This is a genomic window from Stenotrophomonas sp., assembly GCF_032103445.1.
Taxonomy (GTDB): domain Bacteria; phylum Pseudomonadota; class Gammaproteobacteria; order Xanthomonadales; family Xanthomonadaceae; genus Stenotrophomonas.
This window is the reverse complement of record NZ_DAMDFR010000036.1, coordinates 26,959-43,557: the sequence shown is the minus strand read 5'-3', so window position 1 is coordinate 43,557 and position 16,599 is coordinate 26,959. Positions and strand designations below refer to the sequence as shown.

The 16,599-nt window shown below is 66.3% G+C and carries 17 protein-coding genes; 9 read left to right on the top strand and 8 right to left on the bottom strand.

Annotated features, from left to right (window positions below; all coding sequences use genetic code 11):
- Positions 1–2,097, bottom strand: a 2,097-nt coding sequence (rne, locus tag RT551_RS13695) for a ribonuclease E (RefSeq protein WP_313459605.1), incomplete at its 3' end; no start/stop codon positions are given.
- A gap of 403 nt (positions 2,098–2,500) precedes the next feature.
- Between rne and RT551_RS13690 the strand changes: the two genes are divergently transcribed.
- Positions 2,501–3,478, top strand: coding sequence for an RluA family pseudouridine synthase (locus RT551_RS13690; protein ID WP_313459604.1), 978 nt, complete (start codon positions 2,501–2,503; stop codon positions 3,476–3,478).
- Between the two features lie 538 nt (positions 3,479–4,016).
- Here RT551_RS13690 and zupT read toward each other — a convergent pair.
- The 3 genes from zupT to RT551_RS13675 all read right to left on the bottom strand — a co-directional run bounded on the left by zupT (position 4,017) and on the right by RT551_RS13675 (position 5,686).
- Entirely contained in the window at positions 4,017–4,826 is an 810-nt protein-coding gene (gene zupT / locus RT551_RS13685; RefSeq protein ID WP_282298447.1) for a zinc transporter ZupT, read from the bottom strand.
- A 96-nt stretch (positions 4,827–4,922) separates the two neighbouring features.
- Positions 4,923–5,333 carry an energy transducer TonB gene (locus tag RT551_RS13680; protein WP_313459609.1) on the bottom strand — a complete coding sequence of 137 codons (411 nt, stop codon included), beginning with the start codon at positions 5,331–5,333 and terminating at the stop codon, positions 4,923–4,925.
- An 11-nt stretch (positions 5,334–5,344) separates the two neighbouring features.
- Positions 5,345–5,686 (bottom strand): 4a-hydroxytetrahydrobiopterin dehydratase, encoded by a 342-nt coding sequence (locus tag RT551_RS13675; protein ID WP_313459601.1) that lies wholly within the window; start codon positions 5,684–5,686, stop codon positions 5,345–5,347.
- A gap of 91 nt (positions 5,687–5,777) precedes the next feature.
- Here RT551_RS13675 and RT551_RS13670 point away from each other — a divergent pair, with 91 nt between their 5' ends.
- The gene (locus RT551_RS13670; protein WP_313459599.1) at positions 5,778–6,377 is read left to right on the top strand and encodes an NfuA family Fe-S biogenesis protein; all 600 of its coding nucleotides are present in this window, start codon (positions 5,778–5,780) and stop codon (positions 6,375–6,377) included.
- A gap of 9 nt (positions 6,378–6,386) precedes the next feature.
- Positions 6,387–8,363 carry a hypothetical protein gene (locus tag RT551_RS13665; protein WP_313459596.1) on the top strand — a complete coding sequence of 659 codons (1,977 nt, stop codon included), beginning with the start codon at positions 6,387–6,389 and terminating at the stop codon, positions 8,361–8,363.
- 85 nt (positions 8,364–8,448) lie between these two features.
- Here the strand turns inward: RT551_RS13665 and RT551_RS13660 are convergent, their stop codons facing one another.
- The gene (locus RT551_RS13660; RefSeq protein ID WP_313459594.1) at positions 8,449–8,880 is read right to left on the bottom strand and encodes a barstar family protein; all 432 of its coding nucleotides are present in this window, start codon (positions 8,878–8,880) and stop codon (positions 8,449–8,451) included.
- Entirely contained in the window at positions 8,877–9,329 is a 453-nt protein-coding gene (locus RT551_RS13655; protein WP_313459592.1) for a ribonuclease domain-containing protein, read from the bottom strand. Before RT551_RS13655 ends, RT551_RS13660 begins: the two co-directional genes overlap by 4 nt.
- A gap of 190 nt (positions 9,330–9,519) precedes the next feature.
- Between RT551_RS13655 and RT551_RS13650 the strand changes: the two genes are divergently transcribed.
- Positions 9,520–10,131 (top strand): superoxide dismutase, encoded by a 612-nt coding sequence (locus tag RT551_RS13650; RefSeq protein ID WP_313459590.1) that lies wholly within the window; start codon positions 9,520–9,522, stop codon positions 10,129–10,131.
- 125 nt (positions 10,132–10,256) lie between these two features.
- Here RT551_RS13650 and RT551_RS13645 read toward each other — a convergent pair whose 3' ends face one another.
- Complete coding sequence (locus tag RT551_RS13645; RefSeq protein ID WP_313459587.1) at positions 10,257–11,051, bottom strand: endonuclease/exonuclease/phosphatase family protein; 795 nt, start codon at positions 11,049–11,051, stop codon at positions 10,257–10,259.
- A 202-nt stretch (positions 11,052–11,253) separates the two neighbouring features.
- Here RT551_RS13645 and RT551_RS13640 point away from each other — a divergent pair, with 202 nt between their 5' ends.
- Together RT551_RS13640 and RT551_RS13635 are read left to right on the top strand one after the other, a co-directional pair.
- On the top strand, positions 11,254–12,816 hold the full coding sequence (locus RT551_RS13640) for an oligopeptide:H+ symporter (RefSeq protein ID WP_313459585.1): 1,563 nt from the start codon (positions 11,254–11,256) through the stop codon (positions 12,814–12,816).
- Between the two features lie 8 nt (positions 12,817–12,824).
- A complete protein-coding gene (locus RT551_RS13635; protein ID WP_311191843.1) occupies positions 12,825–13,451 on the top strand; it encodes a rhomboid family intramembrane serine protease in 627 nt (208 codons plus the stop codon).
- A 42-nt stretch (positions 13,452–13,493) separates the two neighbouring features.
- Here RT551_RS13635 and RT551_RS13630 read toward each other — a convergent pair whose 3' ends face one another.
- Positions 13,494–13,670: a hypothetical protein gene (locus tag RT551_RS13630; protein WP_313459584.1), complete on the bottom strand. Its 177-nt coding sequence runs from the start codon at positions 13,668–13,670 to the stop codon at positions 13,494–13,496.
- 323 nt (positions 13,671–13,993) lie between these two features.
- Between RT551_RS13630 and RT551_RS13625 the strand changes: the two genes are divergently transcribed.
- The 3 genes from RT551_RS13625 (at position 13,994) to cfa (ending at position 16,359) form a co-directional block, all read left to right on the top strand.
- The gene (locus tag RT551_RS13625; RefSeq protein ID WP_313459581.1) at positions 13,994–14,299 is read left to right on the top strand and encodes a GNAT family N-acetyltransferase; all 306 of its coding nucleotides are present in this window, start codon (positions 13,994–13,996) and stop codon (positions 14,297–14,299) included.
- Between the two features lie 64 nt (positions 14,300–14,363).
- Positions 14,364–15,227: a DUF4163 domain-containing protein gene (locus RT551_RS13620; protein WP_313459579.1), complete on the top strand. Its 864-nt coding sequence runs from the start codon at positions 14,364–14,366 to the stop codon at positions 15,225–15,227.
- Complete coding sequence (gene cfa / locus RT551_RS13615; RefSeq protein WP_313459607.1) at positions 15,136–16,359, top strand: cyclopropane fatty acyl phospholipid synthase; 1,224 nt, start codon at positions 15,136–15,138, stop codon at positions 16,357–16,359. The genes RT551_RS13620 and cfa overlap by 92 nt, the downstream gene beginning before the upstream one ends.
- Positions 16,360–16,599: the final 240 nt, after the last annotated feature.

Below are 16,599 nucleotides of genomic sequence, written 5' to 3'. Positions count from 1 at the left end.
GTTCTGCTGCGGCTTCTGGCCGTTCTGCTTCTGCGGCTGCTTCAGCTTCGGCTGTTGCTGCTGCGGCTGCTGTTCGTTGCGCGGCTTCTGCTGCTGCTCATTGCGCGGCTTGCCCTGGCCCTGCTGGGCCTGGCCGGCGTTGGCATTGGCAGCCTGGTCCTGGCGGCGGTCGTCGCGACGCTCGCCCTTGCCGCTGCGGTCACCGCGCTCGTCGCGGCGGTCCTTGTTGCGACCCTGGCCCTGGGCCTGGCCATTGCCACCGCGCTCGTCGCGACGACGGTCCTTGCCGTTGCGGTCCTTGTTGCGACCGTTGCGGTTACCGTCCTGGGCCGGGCGTGCCGGCGCAGCCGGGGCAGCGGCCGGAGCCGGTTCACCGCCAAAGATGCGCTTGAACCAGCCGACCACGCCGCCGGTAGCCGGCGCGGCTACCGGTGCCGGGGCGACCGGAGCCGGGGCCGGTGCGGCCTCTGCTTCAGCCACTTCACGCACCGGAGCCGGGGCGCTGTGCTTGACGTGGGTCACGGCCGGGGCCGCCGGGATGTTCAGCTGGGCCTTGGTCAGGGCGTGCACCGGCAGCTTGCGCGGGGTGCCGCGCTGGTAGCTCGGCTTGCCGCTTTCCTCGCCCAGTTCGTTTTCACGCAGGCGGGTCACTTCGTAATGCGGGGTGTGCAGCTGCTCGTCGGCGACGATCACGATGGGCGCGTCGTGGCGCTGCTCGATTTCACGCAGCGCGCTGCGCTTCTCGTTGAGCAGGTAGTTGGCGATCTCCACCGGGGCCTGGACCAGCACCTGCCCGGTGTTTTCCTTCATGGCGTGTTCTTCGGCCACGCGGATGATCGACAGCGACAGCGACTCCACGCTGCGCATGCGGCCGTGGCCGTCGCAACGCGGGCAGATGATCTGGCTGGATTCGCCCAGGCTCGGACGCAGGCGCTGGCGGCTCATTTCCATCAGGCCGAAGCGCGAGATACGGCCCAGCTGCACGCGCGCACGGTCGTACTTCAGTGCGTTCTGCAGGCGGTTTTCCACTTCACGCTGGTGCTTGTTCGACGACATGTCGATGAAGTCGATCACCACCAGGCCGCCGAGGTCGCGCAGGCGCAGCTGGCGGGCGACTTCCTCGGCCGCTTCCAGGTTGGTCTGGAAGGCGGTGTCTTCGATGTCGCTGCCCTTGGTGGCGCGCGAGGAGTTGACGTCGATGGCGGTCAGCGCTTCGGTCTGGTCGACCACGATCGAGCCGCCCGACGGCAGGCGCACATTGCGTTCATACGCGCCTTCGATCTGCGATTCGATCTGGAAGCGGTTGAACAGCGGAATGTCGTCCTTGTAGTGCTTGAGCTTGCGCAGGGTCTGCGGCATCACCTGCTGCATGAACTCGCGGGCGGTTTCGTACAGTTCCTCGGTGTCGACCAGGATCTCGCCGACATCGGCGCGCAGGTAGTCGCGCAGGGCGCGCACGATCAGGCGCGATTCCTGGTAGATCAGGAACGGTGCCGGCTTGGTCAGCGCCGCTTCGGCGATGGCCTTCCAGACCTGCAGCAGGTAGTCCAGGTCCCACTGCAGTTCTTCGGCGTCACGGCCGACACCGGCGGTGCGGATGATCACGCCCATGTCGTCGGGGATGTTCAGCTTGTCCAGCGCGTCCTTCAGCGCGGCGCGGTCTTCGCCCTCGATGCGACGCGACACGCCACCGGCGGTGGGCGAGTTCGGCATCAGCACCATGTAGCGGCCGGCCAGCGAGATGAACGTGGTCAGGGCAGCGCCCTTGTTGCCACGCTCTTCCTTGTCCACCTGGACAACCACTTCCTGGCCTTCGCGCAACAGTTCGCGGATGGTCGCCTTGTTGTGGTCGACCCCGGCCTGGAAGTAATCGCGGGAGATTTCCTTCAGCGGCAGGAAGCCGTGACGGTCGCCGCCGTATTCAACAAACGCTGCTTCCAGCGAGGGCTCCAGGCGGGTGATGCGGCCCTTGTAGATGTTCGACTTCTTCTGTTCCTTGGACGGCTGTTCGATATCGATGTCGTACAGCGTCTGGCCATCCACGATGGCTACCCGCAGCTCTTCAGCCTGCGTGGCATTGATCAGCATTCGCTTCATTGTTGCGTTCCTCGCGCGCTGCTACCGCGCGGAACGCCATGGGGTTTCGCTTCTGGTCACGCTTGCTCGCCCATCGCGCATGCGCGGGGAGGGCGGCTTGGGCTTCCAGCGCTTCAACACCACGGCAGGCCGCGGGAGCGCTACATTTTTATGGTTTGGGTGTTGCGGGCCGGAGGCAGCTGTCAGCCAGGCTGGAGCGCCACAGGGTCATTTTTTCAGCACAGACGCTTGTCAGGCATCCGGCGATGGCCGGGACCGCCGGTGAGCCGCTAACATGGCCGCCCCGGGGGCGGTGGCTGCGCACTGTGCCGGAATCGAAGGAAGCCGGGCTTCTGGCCCAGAACAACTTCCAACGAAATCAATCCCTTATCTCGCCCGCCGAGTGTAACAGAATAAAAGGCCAATGACCGTCTCCGAGCCGTCCCCCAAGTCCGCTGACACCAAGACCAGCGTGCGCATGATCACAGTTCCGGCCGACCGCGCCGGGCAACGCCTGGACAACTTCCTGCTGGGCCAGCTGAAAGGGGCTCCGCGCAGCCTGGTGTACAAGCTGGTGCGCAGTGGCCAGGTCCGTGTGAACGGCGGCCGCGCCAAGGCCGAGCGCAAGCTGGAAGCGGGCGACGAGGTGCGTGTGCCGCCGGTCCGTCTCACCGAAGAGGGAGACAAGGCAGCGCCACCGGAGGCGTTCATGAAGCGACTGGAGGCAGCCATCGTCTTCGAGGACGACCGCCTGCTGGCCCTGAACAAGCCGTCCGGGGTGGCCAGCCATGGTGGCAGCGGGATCAGCTTCGGGGCGATCGAGACCCTGCGCGCCCTGCGTCCGGGCAAGACCCTGGAGCTGGTGCACCGGCTGGACCGGGACACCTCGGGCCTGCTGGTGGTGGCCAAGAAGCGTTCGGCGCTGAGCGAGCTGCAGGCGCTGCTGCGTGAAGACCACGGCGCGGGCATCCGCAAGCGCTACCTGACCCTGCTGGTGGGCCGCATGCCGGACGGCACGATGACGGTGGACGCGCCGCTGCACGTGGGTCTGCGCCAGGGCGGCGAGCGCCACGTGCAGGTGAACGCGATCGGCAAGGAGTCGATCAGCCACTTCAAGGTGCTGGAGCGCCGGGGCGGGCATTCGTACTGCGAGGTCCGGATCGAAACCGGCCGCACCCACCAGATCCGCGTGCATGCCCAGCACCTCGGCCACCCGGTCGCCGGCGACGACAAATACGGCGAACCGGACGTCAACAAGCGTCTTCGTGAGCAGATCGGCCTGAAACGCCTGTTCCTGCACGCCGCCTCGCTGGAGTTCGCCCTGGACAACGGCAAAACCCCCTACGTCCTCAACGCCCCGCTCGCCGACGAGCTGGCCGAAGCCCTCGATCGCCTGGGCTGATCCGCGATCTCCGTAGAGCCGGGCTCTGCCCGGCTGCTGTTGGTTTTGGGCGAACAGCCGGCGTCCATTGGCTCCCTGGTTTGGCGGGTCGGGATGGGCGTTCCGGGGGACGCTGCAAGTACGTCCCTGTAAGCTCGGTCGCCGCATCCATGCGGCTCACGCCCCCTCCAGCCCACCCCGACCCGCCATCGACAGGCTATCGGTGGCCAAGGGGGTGGTAGCGTCGGTCGACAGACGACGGCCGTGAAATCCCCACCATCCGGTAACGCATGACCCCAAATCGACATCGCCCTTGATTTGGCGTTTCCCAGAGGCCACCGGCCATCTGTCTGGGGCGTCTCGGGTTGGGTTTGCGGGACCGTCAAAAACATGGATGTTTTTGACGAGCCCCCATGGACGGGTTCACGGCGTGTCCCGCAATCCCATCCCGAGACGCCAAACACGGGAGCCGATGACCACCGGCTGTTCGCCCAAAACCAACAGCAGCCACGCAGGGCGTGGCTCTACGGCATGTCCGCAACTGCAGCTGTTCGCGGCATCACCACTTGAACAACACCAGGCTGATCGCCAGGCTGCCCATGCCTGCCACCAGGCCGTACACGGTTTCGTGACCCTTGGCGTAGCGCTTGGCTGCCGGCAGCAGCTCATCCAGGGCCAGGAACACCATCACGCCCGAAATCAGCCCGAACACCCAGCCGAAGGTGGCGTGGGTGAGCACGTTCGACAGCGCCGCGTAGCCGATGATCGCGCCGACCGGCTCGGCCAGGCCCGAGGCCAGGCTGGCCAGGAAAGCGTAGCCCTTGTTCTGGGTGGCGAAGTAGACCGGCACCGCAATCGCGATGCCTTCGGGAATGTTGTGGATTGCAATCGCGAACGCCAGCGGCATGCCCACCGACGGGCTTTCCAGCGTGGCGAAGAACGTGGCCAGGCCTTCCGGGAAGTTGTGCGCGGTGATCGCCACCGCCGTCAGCAGACCCACGCGCTTGATGTAGGCGCGGTTGTTGTCGCGGTACATCGGGTCCTGCTTGTCCAGGCTGTCGTGCGGATTGGGGATCAGATGATCGATCAGCACGATCAGCAGCACCCCGCCCAGGAACGCCGCCGTGCCGTAGGCGAAGCCCAGCCGAGCGTCATAGGCCAGGGTGAACGAGTCGATTGCCTTGTTGAGGATCTCGGTGAGCGAAACGAACACCATCGCGCCACCGGCGAAGGCCAGGCCGAAGGCCAACAGGCGCGGATTCGGACGGCGGGAGAACAACACCATCAGGCTGCCCAGCCCGGTGGCGAGGCCTGCGGCCAGGGTGACCAGCAGGGCAACGATTACGTTTTCAGCGGAAAAATCAGGCATGCGCCAATGCATCCTTGTACATGTGCAGCGCGCCGCAGGTCATGCGGCGCGGGTGGGGGGTGAAGCTGGCGCAGGCTTGCTTCCGTAACGGATAGATCAACCGCCGCGGCGCAGCCGCTCTTCAATCGCGAAACACTCATCCGGCTTGGGCTGCGGCGGGTTGAAGGTCACCGGCACCTGGATGGTGCTCGACACCGGCTGGCCGGCACGGGTCGCGGCCTTGAACTGCCAGCCCAGCACCGCGGTGCGCGCCTGCTCATCCAGCGTGCCGTTGCCACTGCTGGTCGCCAGCGCCACGTCGCTGGGCTTGCCATCGGGGCCGATCACCACCTTCAACGTGCTGGTGCCACCCACGCCCTGGCAGGCCAGTTCGATCGGGTACTGCGGCGGCGGGGTCTTCACTGCGGCCACTTCGGTCGGGGCCGCCACGGGGGCGGCGGGCTCGGAGGAGCCCGAGCACGCGGTCAATGCCAACAACGCAACCGCCGGCAGGGCAGCATGGATCATTTTCATGGGTATCACTCCGTCAGGGCCGAAGCCTTGGCTGCACAGATGAAGTCGTTCTCGCTCAAACCGCCCACATCATGGGTGGAGAAGCGCACCACCGCCCGGTCGTAGTGCACGCCCAGGTCCGGGTGATGGTCCTCGGCATGGGCCACATAGGCCAGGGCGTTCACGAAAGCCATGGTGCGGTAGTAGTTCTTGAAGGTAAACGTACGGGTCAGCGCCTGGCCCTGTTCGGCCAGCTCCCAGCCGGGCACCTGCGGCAGCAGCTCGGCGATGCGGGCCTGACCCAGCTTGTGGTCGCTGCCCCGGCGCGCCACGCAGCGGGCCTGGGCCAGGGGAATGAGGTCGGTCATGGAATCCTCCACCATCTGTATGCCTGAACAATGCGCCGGACAGTGTATAAACCGAATGAGCGCATAACATGTAAGCCGCTAGAATAGCCGCATGATCCAGATCTCCGACACTGCCCAGACCTATTTCCGCAAACTCATCGAGCGCGAATCCGTGCCCGGCATGGGCGTGCGCCTCAGCGCCGTGGATGCCGGCACCCCGCGCGCCGATGCGCGTCTGGAGTTTGCCGAACCGGCCGACCTGCTCGGCGACGAATGGGCGGTGGACTGCGACGGTTTCACCCTGTACGTGGCCTCCGACAGCGTCGGCTGGCTGGATGGCGCGGAAATCGACTTCGTCAACAACAGCGCCGGCAGCCAGCAGCTCACCATCAAGGCCCCGAAGATCAAGGGCGAAGCGCCGGCCGATTCGGCCTCGCTGGTCGAGCGCGTGCACTGGGTGGTGGAAAACGAAGTGAACCCGCAGCTGGCCTCACACGGTGGCCGCGTGGCGGTGCAGGAAGTCTCGGCCGATGGCGTGGTGCTGCTGCGCTTCGGCGGCGGTTGCCAGGGCTGCGGCATGGCCGACGTCACCTTGAAGCAGGGTATCGAGAAAACGCTGATGGGCCGTGTGCCCGGGATTACCGCTGTGCGTGACGCGACCGACCACGACAGCGGTCACGCCCCGTATATCCCCCGCGGTACGGCAGCCTGATTCCGCTGCGTGCCTCTGCGCCGGGCTGACGACATTCTCGCTTGGCTGCTGGCACGCCAGCCGGACAAGCGCATTGTGGAAAAGACCACGGGCCTGCCGTACGGCTGGGGCCTGTGGCTGCGCGCGCTGAATCCGCTGCCTTACTCGGCGCGAGCCGCCGAGATGGTCGCGCAGCTGATGCAGCGTCCGCTGCCCGGCTCGCCGGGGCGGCTGCCCGCGCTGAGCCTTCCGCAGGCGCTGCGCCGTCTGGCGTGGCAGACCTGGGACCCGGCCCCGCGCGACCAGCGCTGGATGCGCTGGACCTCGGCGGCCATCAGCGTGCTGCTGCACGTGATGTTCGCGCTGCTGCTGGTGTGGGTGGCAGTGATCCGCCCGCCGGTCGAGCCGCAGCAGGGCGGCGATGGCGGGCGCATGCGGGTGGATTTCATTGGCCAGGGCACCCCGGCAGAGCAGGGCGGTGGCCAGCCAGCCGCAGCCAGTGGTGCGCAACCGAACAACGCAGAATCCGCGCGCCCGGGCACTACGGCCGCTGCGCGCTCCAATGTAGAGCGGGGCTCTGCCCCGCTGCCGTCGAACCAACCGCAAACGGCCAGCCGGGCAGAGCCCGGCTCTACGCCAAGCGAACCCGCTCCCCCGGTGCCGACGCCAGCCGAGCCGACCCCGGCGGAACCCGTGCCGCCAACCCCGGTCGCCGCAACCCCACCTCCACCCACCCCCGCGCCCGAACCGCAGCCGACGCCCCCCACGCCGGCACCCACGGTGGAGCAACCGATCCAGGCCACCGACGTCGCCGAGGCCACCACCGATTTCGTGGTGCCGCCCACCACCGTGCCACGCACGGAAATCCGGGTCGTCCCACGCGAGGCTCCGCAGGTCACGGTGCGCGAACGCACGGTCACCACGGTGGAAGCACCGCAGGTCACGCCGACCACGCCGCAACTGCGTCCGATCGAACCGCAGCTGCGCCCGCGTGAGATCACCGTGCGCGAGCGCGAAGTCACCGTGGTGACCGCGCCGACGCCCGTCGTCCCCGTTGCGACACCGCGTGTGGAAGTGACCCTGCCGCAGCGCGATGTGCAGGTGCGCGAGCGCGAAGTGCCGTCCGTGCCGGTGGTGGATGTGACCATTCCGCAGCTGCCGTCGCGCGAGGTCACGGTGCGCCCGCCGACACGCAGCCCCGAGGTAGCGGTGCGCGAACGCACCATTCCCAATGCGCCGCCGCGTCCCGCTCCGGAAACGGCCACCTCAGCATCTGCGACTCCAACACCCGCACCCGCATCCGCGCCTTCAACGACACCGACACCCGCTGTTGTAGAGCGGGGCTCTGCCCCGCTGCCGTCCGCGCCGTCGCCGTCGGCCAGCCGGGCAGAGCCCGGCTCTACGTCCACCGCAGCGTCATCCCCGTCGCCCGCGCGCAGCGCCGCATCGTCACAGCCGTCAACGGCACCCGCCGCGCGCCCGGCTCCCAATCCAGGCGACTGGTCCACCCCCGCACGCGGTGACGACTGGGGTGCAGCCTCGCGCAACGCCCCAGGCAGTACCGCGCAGGCCAACCAGGGCACCGGTCGCACCGGTGATGGGCTGTTCAACGCGGATGGCAGCGTGCGCGTGCCGAACCAGGACGGCAGTGGCAACAGCGAACGTGGTGCCCCCGGTGGCGAAAATGACGGCTGGAGCCGCGAGCGCATTGCCCAGTCCGGCACGTGGCTCAAGCGCCCGCCGTATGACTACACCCCGACCTCGTTCGACAAGTACTGGGCCCCGAACGAGTCGCTGCTGGCCGAGTGGGTACGCCGCGGCATCAAGTCCATGGAGATTCCGATCCCCGGGACCAGCTCGAAAATTTCCTGCGTGATTTCGGTGCTGCAGTTCGGCGGCGGCTGCGGCCTGACCGACCCGAACATGCAGGACCAGCCGGCGGTGGCAAGGCCGCCGCCGGATATCCCGTTCAAAAAGGAACTTCAGGAAGATAACGGCAGCCGATGACCGGTAGTGCCGGCCGCTGGCCGGCAACCAAGCGGTGCCAGGTATTGCGTGGTTGCCGGCCAGCGGCCGGCACTACCAAACCACCTCAACCTTCGGCCGGCACATCCTTCAACGCCACAAACGCCCAGAACGGCACGTCCTGTTGCGCCCAGGCCTGACTGGCTTCGTCCAGCAGATCCAGCAGCGTTTCGAAATCAGACGCACCGCCCTCGCGCAATCCATCCGCATCGCTCAAAAACAGCGCGTACCCGCCCGGCGACTTCAGCCACCCCAGGTCGCGCAGGTTGTCCGAGAGCGCATCCCAGTTGCCACCCGTGCCCTGCGGGAAATCCAGCTGTGCGCCAAGACGGGCCAGCAGGGTGCGCTTGTCGCCGCAGCCGTCCAGGTCCACCCGCAGCACCTTCAGTCCGGCATCGCGCATGGCCGCCGACAGCGGGCCTACGTCGTCGTTGCCAATGGCGTACACGCCAGCATTGTTGAGGTCATGCAACCCCAGGTCGAACGGATCATGGGTCATTGCCAGCTCCCGGCCGGGGGGACATCAAAACTGCGGAAGGTTTCATAGTGATCATCGGTGTAGAACCAGCCGGTCGGCGGGTTGCCACCGGTGACGATGCGGCGCGCACCCCGGTTGGAAGCGCCGGGCGTCTCCACGGTGAACTCACGGTAGTAGCCGCGCGGTCGCTCGGGCAGGCGCTTTTCGCGGTTGCCGAACACGCTGCCGTCCTGACGGTGCGGGTAGGGGCCGCCGCGCTGGATCAGGGCGATGGTCTGGCGCGCCTCGGGCGGCAGGAATGACGGCAGCGGATCGCGGGCCGCCGTGGGCGGTGCGGGGTCAGCCGGGGTTGCGCCGCCGGTCAGTGACGGGGCGAACTGCGGCGGCGGTGGCCGCTGTGATTCCTTGATGGCGAACAGACCGCCAACAAGCAGCACGATGGCAACCAGCAGAAGAAGGGGCTTGCGCATGGATAGAGAGGCAGGGAAAACCGCGGCTACTGTAACGCGTGGTGTGAGGGTCTCATCACCGCTGCATAACATGCGCGCCACCTGGAACTCAGATTTGTTTACGCAGGGCTTGGTAAGCTGGCGGACCATCCCCATCATCGTCACGCAACGCCCGGGTTCCACCGGGTGAGTGAGCTACCAGGAGAACCACATGGCCTACACCCTCCCCAAGCTGTCTTACGCTTACACCGCGCTTGAACCGCATATCGATGCGGAGACGATGGAAATCCATCACACCAAGCACCACCAGACCTACATCAACAACGTCAACGCTGCGCTGGAAGGCACCGAGTATGCCGACCTGCCGGTGGAAGAGCTGGTCAAGAAGCTCAAGTCGCTGCCGGAGAACCTGCAGGGTCCGGTGCGCAACAACGGCGGTGGTCACGCCAACCACTCGCTGTTCTGGACCGTGATGGCCCCGAACGCCGGCGGTAAGCCGGTCGGCGACGTGGCCAAGGCCATCGACGCCCAGCTGGGCGGTTTCGATGCCTTCAAGGAAGCGTTCACCAAGGCCGCGCTGACCCGCTTCGGCAGCGGCTGGGCCTGGCTGAGCGTCACCCCGGACAAGAAGGTTGTGGTCGAAAGCACCGGCAACCAGGACAGCCCGCTGATGGAAGGCAACACGCCGATCCTGGGTCTGGACGTGTGGGAGCACGCCTACTACCTGAAGTACCAGAACCGTCGTCCGGAATACATCGGTGCGTTCTTCAACGTGATCGACTGGAACGAAGTGGAGCGCCGCTACCAGGAAGCGATCGCCTGATCGCAGGGTACGTGTGACGCCAAACGGCCGGGCATTGCCCGGCCGTTTTTGTTTGTGCGTAGAGACGGGCCATGCCCGTCTGCGCGGGGTGTCGGCATCCACGTGCGGACGGGCACGGCCCGTCCCTACAGGGTGCCGTCCTGCAACTGCAATGTAGCCATCACCCCCAGCCGAACCGCCGGACCCTCCGCTTCATCAGCCGGCAGCAGCTTCACCGCCTCCAGGCTTACCCCGCTGAAATGCTTCACCTGGAACAGCACATCCAGCCCATGCGCCCGCGTCGCGCTGCCCGCCACCGACGGCGGCTCGACCCGTTCCCCCGGATTCTTCCGCGCCGGCTGGAACCCGGGCGAACTGCTCACCAGCTCATCCGTGCTGGCCGCATAGGCCCCGGCAATCAGCGAGGGAAGGCCATCAGCGGTGGCCCCGATCCAGGTCATCAGGTCGCTGGTCTGGTGGCGGCGGATCGCCGCTTCGTCCGGCTCGGGCCACAGCCGGGCCACATAGACGTTGATCAGGTCCTCGCCCTGCTTGACCCGCAGCATCCCCGCCGCGCTGTAGCGCCCGGGCGGGTGCAGCAGGGTCACGCCGTCCTCGACCACTTCCAGCCGGCTGAGCATGGCGCTGCCCTGGCGCAGGGGCTGGCTGGGCGGGTCGGCAGTGACGAAATCGCAGCTGTAGCGCAGCCGCACCGCCAGCCAGCAGGCGCGATTGTTGCGGCTCTTGTCCTGCGCCACCCGCTGCACGGCGATGACATCCGGCTGTAACGCCTCCAGCAGCTTCAGCACCTGCTCGCGGCGTTGCTGCCATTGGCTGTCGTCCTGTTCAGGCAGCTCCAGCGTCGCCACCTTCAGCAGGCGCGGCACAGCCTCGCCCTGGCGGGCGTGGGCCAGGGCGGTGGGTGTCACCAGCAGCAGCATCAGGAGCCAGCAGGGCCAGCGTCCCGGTCCAAGCGAGGGGAGGGGGGGCATAACGATAAGTTTACGCTTATGCCGTGGAGGTGCCGTGACCTCGGTCGGCCTGCCATGGAAAGGGCCGCCTGTCACGTCCGGCTGCAACGTGCGCCACTGCGGCCCTTCCGGTACCCTTTCACCCTTTATACACGCAGGACAGCCCCATCGAATGAGCACGCATGCAGCCGCCAGCGCTGGCAAGGGAAAAATGCCAGGCCAGATTCCGTACATCATTGGCAACGAGGCCTGCGAGCGGTTCAGTTTCTATGGGATGCGCAACATCCTGGTGCAGTTCCTGATCACCTCGCTGCTGCTGCAGGAGATCACCGCCGAAGGACGGGCGGGCGAGGCCAAGGACATCATGCACAGCTTCATGATCGGCGTGTATTTCTTTCCGCTGCTGGGCGGCTGGCTGGCCGACAAGTTCTTCGGCAAGTACCACACCATTCTGTGGTTCAGCCTGGTCTACTGCGCCGGCCATGCGTGTCTGGCGGTGTTCGAGAACAGCCGTGAAGGCTTCTTCCTGGGCCTTGGCCTGATCGCGCTGGGCGCGGGCGGCATCAAGCCGCTGGTGGCCTCGTTCATGGGCGACCAGTTCGACCAGAGCAACAAGCATCTGGCCAAGGTGGTATTCGACGCCTTCTACTGGATCATCAACTTCGGTTCGCTGTTCGCCTCGCTGCTGATTCCGCTGGCGCTGAAGAACCTGGGCCCGCAGTGGGCGTTCGGCATTCCGGGCATCCTGATGTTCGTGGCCACCTTCGTGTTCTGGCTGGGCCGCAAGCGCTATGTGCTGGTACCGCTGCCGCCGAAGGACCCGCATTCGTTCGGCAACGTGGTGCGCACCGCGCTGACCGCGCAGGTGCCGGGCAAGGCCCGTCCGGGCCTGACCCTGGCCGTGCTGGGCCTGGTGCTGGCAGTGGCCTCGATGGGCCTGGTGGGCACCCTGGGCATCGTGATCTGCCTGTGCATCGCGCTGGTGCTGGTGCTGGCCGGTGTCGGTGGTGGCACCTGGATCCAGCTGGACCGCGCCCGCGCGTCGCACCCGGCCGAAGCCGTGGAAGGCGTGCGCTCGGTGCTGCGCGTGCTGGTGATCTTCGCGCTGACCACACCGTTCTTCTCGCTGTTCGACCAGAAGGCTTCCACCTGGGTGCTGCAGGGCCAGCAGATGAGCATGCCCAGCTGGTTCACCGCCTCGCAGATGCAGGCGCTGAACCCGCTGCTGGTGATGATCCTGATTCCGTTCAACAACCTGGTGCTGTACCCGGCCCTGCGCCGCTTCGGCTTCGAGCCAACCGCGCTGCGCCGCATGACCGCCGGCATCGCCTTCAGTGGCCTTGCCTGGGTGGTGGTGGGCGGCATCCAGGTGATGATGGACGGTGGCGACGCCATGTCGATCTTCTGGCAGGTGCTGCCGTACGCGCTGCTGACCTTCGGTGAGGTGCTGGTGTCGGCCACCGGGCTGGAGTTCGCCTACAGCCAGGCCCCGCAGGCCATGAAGGGCGTGGTGATGAGCTTCTGGAACCTCACCACCACCATCGGCAACCTGTGGGTGCTGCTGTCCAACGCCGCCGTGCGCAATGAGACGGTGACCCACAAGATCGCCAGTACCGGCCTCAGCGAGGCCGCGTTCCTGATGTTCTTCTTCGCCGGTTTCGCCTTTGTCGCGGCGTTGGCCTTCGGTTGGTATGCCAAGCGTTATCGTATGGTCGATAACTACCGCGCTGCCTGAGTACCCCGATGACCCCCGTGAACCTGCTGCTGATCGCCATCACCGTCCTGGTGTCGTGGATGGCGTTCAAAAACCGTGCACTCGCCGACCGCCTGATCCTGTGGCCGCCGGCGGTGGACCGCAAGCGCCAGTACGACCGCCTGATCACGTATGGCTTCATCCATGCGGATCTGGCGCACCTGGCGTTCAACATGATCACCCTGTTCTTCTTCGGCGGGCAGATCGAACGGGTGATGCTGGGCCTGACCGGCAGCTACCTGACCTACCCGGCGTTCTATCTGGGCGCGCTGCTGGTCTCGATCCTGCCCAGCTATCTGAAGAACCAGAAGAACCCGAATTACATGAGCCTGGGCGCGTCGGGCGCGGTGTCGGCGGTGCTGTTCGCCTTCATCCTGCTCAGCCCGTGGAGCATCATCTTCGTGTTCTTCATTCCCGCGCCGGCGATCATCTACGCCGCGTTCTACGTGGGCTACAGCATCTGGATGGACCGCCGCGGCGGTGACCGCATCAACCACAGCGCGCACCTGGCCGGTGCCGCGTTCGGTGTGCTGTTCCTGCTGGCCATGCGCCCGGAGATCTTCCAGCACTTCCTGGCCGAGCTGAGCAACCCGCGCTTCAATCTGATGGGCGGGTGATGGCCATGCAGGTCACGCCCGATGGGCGTGACCTGTGCCGGATCAGGCCGCAATGCGGCCGTCGACGCCGTAGGCGCTGAGCAGCCGGGCGTACACCTCATGGTCGATCAGGTCGAATTCCGACCCCTGGGTCTGGCCGTTCAGGGCCAGCTGGAACAGGCCTTCCAGCAGCGAGCTGTCGGCGTCGACGGGCAGCGAAGGTGCGGGGATGTGGTCCATGTACGACTCCTTATGACACGGAGAGGGCAGGCAGATATCGCAAGGCTCGTGCCAGCTTTTGCGGCCTGTCAGTTCCCTGTATCGGCTTGAGCCGGCCAGACTTTAGGGGGAGGGCCTTCGTAGAGCCACGCCATGCGTGGCTTCGACCAAGCCGGGGCACCCCAGCCACGCATGGCGTGGCTCTACAAGGGCCAGACGTTCCGCCCCCGGCCGCGCAGGACAGATGTGACGCAAAACGTCCACAACTGCCCCGATTCAGGCTTCACGCGGCCGTGGCGGGCGGCTCCGCACTATCGCGGCAGTCGCCGCAGGAGACGTCGCCCATGGCTTCTGTAACCCCGCCCGGATTGGCTTACGAGGTCGAACACGACCAGGTCCACCATCGGTTCAAGGCCCGGGTGAGGGGGCATGAGGCGGTGCTGGATTACCAGGTCAAGCGCAAGCGGATGACCATTCTCCACACCGGTGTGCCGGAGGAGATCGGTGGTCGTGGCATTGCCGGAGAACTGACCAAGGTGGCCCTGCGCTTTGCCCGCGAGCAGGGCTACAAGGTGGTACCCGCCTGCGAATATGCCGAGGCGTTTCTCGAGCGTCACCACGACGAATACCAGGACCTGCTGGCCGGCTGAACGACGATGAGTTGTGCTTCACGGAAGAAAGATCATCATGCGTGGATTCAACAAGGGGATTGCAATGAAGATCGCAGGAAACCGCCGGGCACTGGGTTACGGCGGCTGGGTGCTGGCACTGGGCGTGGTACTGCTGGCAGGCTGCAAACGCGACGCGGAAGCACCGGCGGATGCGCCGGCGCAGGACGCGACCGCCGCGCTGCCGGAAAATGTCGATGCGCCGGCGGCACCCGAGGCCCCGGTGGAACTGCGCGATGTGATCGAAAACTCGCCCAAAGCCGTCATCGGCATCAGCTACCCGCAGGACGTAAGTCAGTACCCGGGCCTGGCCAAAGCGCTGTCGGACTACGCCACCGCCGCGCGCGGCGAACTGCAGCAGGCGGTCGATGGGCTGGGCAATGACACCCCGACCATGCCGTACGAGCTGTCGCTGAGCTTTGAAAAGCTGCTGGAAACACCGCAGTTGGTGGTGATCAGCGCTGACGGCAGCCGCTACACCGGCGGTGCCCACGGCGAACCGCTGGTCGCCCGCTTCGTGTGGCTGCCGGAGCAGCAGAAGCTGCTCACCGCAGAGACGCTCATTCCCGACAGCAAGGGCTGGGCGGCGGTCAGCGACTATGTGGCCGACCAGTTGCGCGAGCGCGTGGCCACCCGTCTGAGCGCCGAAGACATGGAGCCCGGCCAGCTGCAGGAATCGCTGCGCAGCGCCAGCCGCACGATCGCCGACGGCACAGGTGCCAGCGCGGACAACTTCAGCCAGTTCCAGCCGGTGACCGACCCGCAGGGGCTGATTACCGCGCTGCGCTTCGTGTTCCCGCCGTACCAGGTCGGGCCGTATTCGGACGGCACCCAGACCGTGGACGTGCCGGCCAGCCTGCTGGTTCCGCACGTGGCACCGGCGTACGCCGGCCTGTTCGCGAAGGGCTGAGGCGGAGTCGTGCATGGACGTCGGGCTGCAGCATCGGGTTGCCGAACTGCTGCTCGAAGCAGACGTGATCGTGGGCGGCAGTCGCCCACATGACCTGCAGGTCCACGACGACCATTTCTATTCGCGGGTGATCGCCCACGGCTCGCTCGGCCTGGGTGAAAGCTACATGGACGGTCAGTGGGATGCCGTTTCTCTGGACGGCTTCCTGCTGCACCTTATGCAGGCGCATCTGGACGAACGCGTGCACGGCTGGCGTGAGCTGGCGGATGCGCTCAAGGCGCGTCTGTTCAATCTGCAAGCCGGCAGCGGCGGCCTGGAAGTGGGCAAGCGCCATTACGACCTCGGCAACGACCTTTACCAGGCAATGCTCGGCCGCCGGCTGGTGTACAGCTGCGGCTACTGGGCCGACGCCCTGGACCTGGACAGCGCGCAGGAAGCCAAGCTCGACCTGATCTGCCGCAAGCTGCGGCTGCGCCCGGGCCAACGCGTGCTGGACATTGGCTGCGGCTGGGGCGAAGCACTGGAGTACGCCGCCACGCGCTATGGCGTGTCCGGCGTGGGTATCACCATCTCGCAGGAACAGGCCGAATTCGCACGCCATCGCTGCGCCGGCTTGCCGGTGGAGATCCGCCTGCAGGACTATCGCGAGCTGGACGAACCCTTCGACGCCATTCTCTCGGTCGGCATGTTCGAGCACGTGGGCGACAAGAACTACCGCACGTATTTCGAGATGGCACGGCGCTGCCTCAAAACCGACGGCTTGTTCCTGCTGCACACCATTGGCAGCAACATCTCGCGCCACCGCACCGACCCGTGGATCGCGCGCTACATCTTCCCCAATTCGATGCTGCCCTCGGCCGCGCAGATCACCGAAGCCTATGAAGGCCTGTTCGTGCTGGAAGACTGGCACAGCTTCGGTGCGGACTACGACCGCACCCTGCAGGCCTGGCGCGCGAACGTGGAAGCCGCGTGGCCGCGCCTCGACTCGCAGCGTTACGACGAACGCTTCAAGCGCATGTGGCGCTTCTATCTCGCCGGCTCCATGGCCAGCTTCCGCTGCCGCCACGCACAGCTGTGGCAGCTGGTGCTTTCCCCCAATGGGGTGCCCGGTGGCTACATAGCCCCCCGATAAAAAGGGATGCGGGGCGGGATGCTTCCTCGATGGACAACCTGCCCGTGCACATGAATGTCGGACCGGTAGAGTCGGTCGCAAGACGACTGCCGATAACGGCAATCACCGCATTAACGCATGGACCCAAATCGGAATTGCGCGTGTGTCCGTTACGACATCCCCACACCCCGTCACAACACGCTTGAACCGCGCGCACCCCAAACCCCGCCTGACCACCCCATAGGAACTGTTTCAACTTTG

Bases quoted from the DNA above. Each gene is read 5' to 3' on its own strand.
- zupT (WP_282298447.1), bottom strand. From the start codon at position 4,826: ATGCCTGATTTTTCCGCTGAAAACGTAATCGTTGCCCTGCTGGTCACC.
- RT551_RS13670 (WP_313459599.1), top strand. From the start codon at position 5,778: ATGATCCAGATCTCCGACACTGCCCAGACCTATTTCCGCAAACTCATC.
- RT551_RS13675 (WP_313459601.1), bottom strand. From the start codon at position 5,686: ATGACCGACCTCATTCCCCTGGCCCAGGCCCGCTGCGTGGCGCGCCGG.
- RT551_RS13680 (WP_313459609.1), bottom strand. From the start codon at position 5,333: ATGATCCATGCTGCCCTGCCGGCGGTTGCGTTGTTGGCATTGACCGCG.
- RT551_RS13690 (WP_313459604.1), top strand. From the start codon at position 2,501: ATGACCGTCTCCGAGCCGTCCCCCAAGTCCGCTGACACCAAGACCAGC.
- RT551_RS13650 (WP_313459590.1), top strand. From the start codon at position 9,520: ATGGCCTACACCCTCCCCAAGCTGTCTTACGCTTACACCGCGCTTGAA.
- RT551_RS13620 (WP_313459579.1), top strand. From the start codon at position 14,364: ATGAAGATCGCAGGAAACCGCCGGGCACTGGGTTACGGCGGCTGGGTG.
- RT551_RS13660 (WP_313459594.1), bottom strand. From the start codon at position 8,880: ATGACCCATGATCCGTTCGACCTGGGGTTGCATGACCTCAACAATGCT.
- RT551_RS13645 (WP_313459587.1), bottom strand. From the start codon at position 11,051: ATGCTGCTGCTGGTGACACCCACCGCCCTGGCCCACGCCCGCCAGGGC.
- RT551_RS13625 (WP_313459581.1), top strand. From the start codon at position 13,994: ATGGCTTCTGTAACCCCGCCCGGATTGGCTTACGAGGTCGAACACGAC.
- RT551_RS13630 (WP_313459584.1), bottom strand. From the start codon at position 13,670: ATGGACCACATCCCCGCACCTTCGCTGCCCGTCGACGCCGACAGCTCG.
- RT551_RS13655 (WP_313459592.1), bottom strand. From the start codon at position 9,329: ATGCGCAAGCCCCTTCTTCTGCTGGTTGCCATCGTGCTGCTTGTTGGC.
- RT551_RS13635 (WP_311191843.1), top strand. From the start codon at position 12,825: ATGACCCCCGTGAACCTGCTGCTGATCGCCATCACCGTCCTGGTGTCG.
- RT551_RS13640 (WP_313459585.1), top strand. From the start codon at position 11,254: ATGAGCACGCATGCAGCCGCCAGCGCTGGCAAGGGAAAAATGCCAGGC.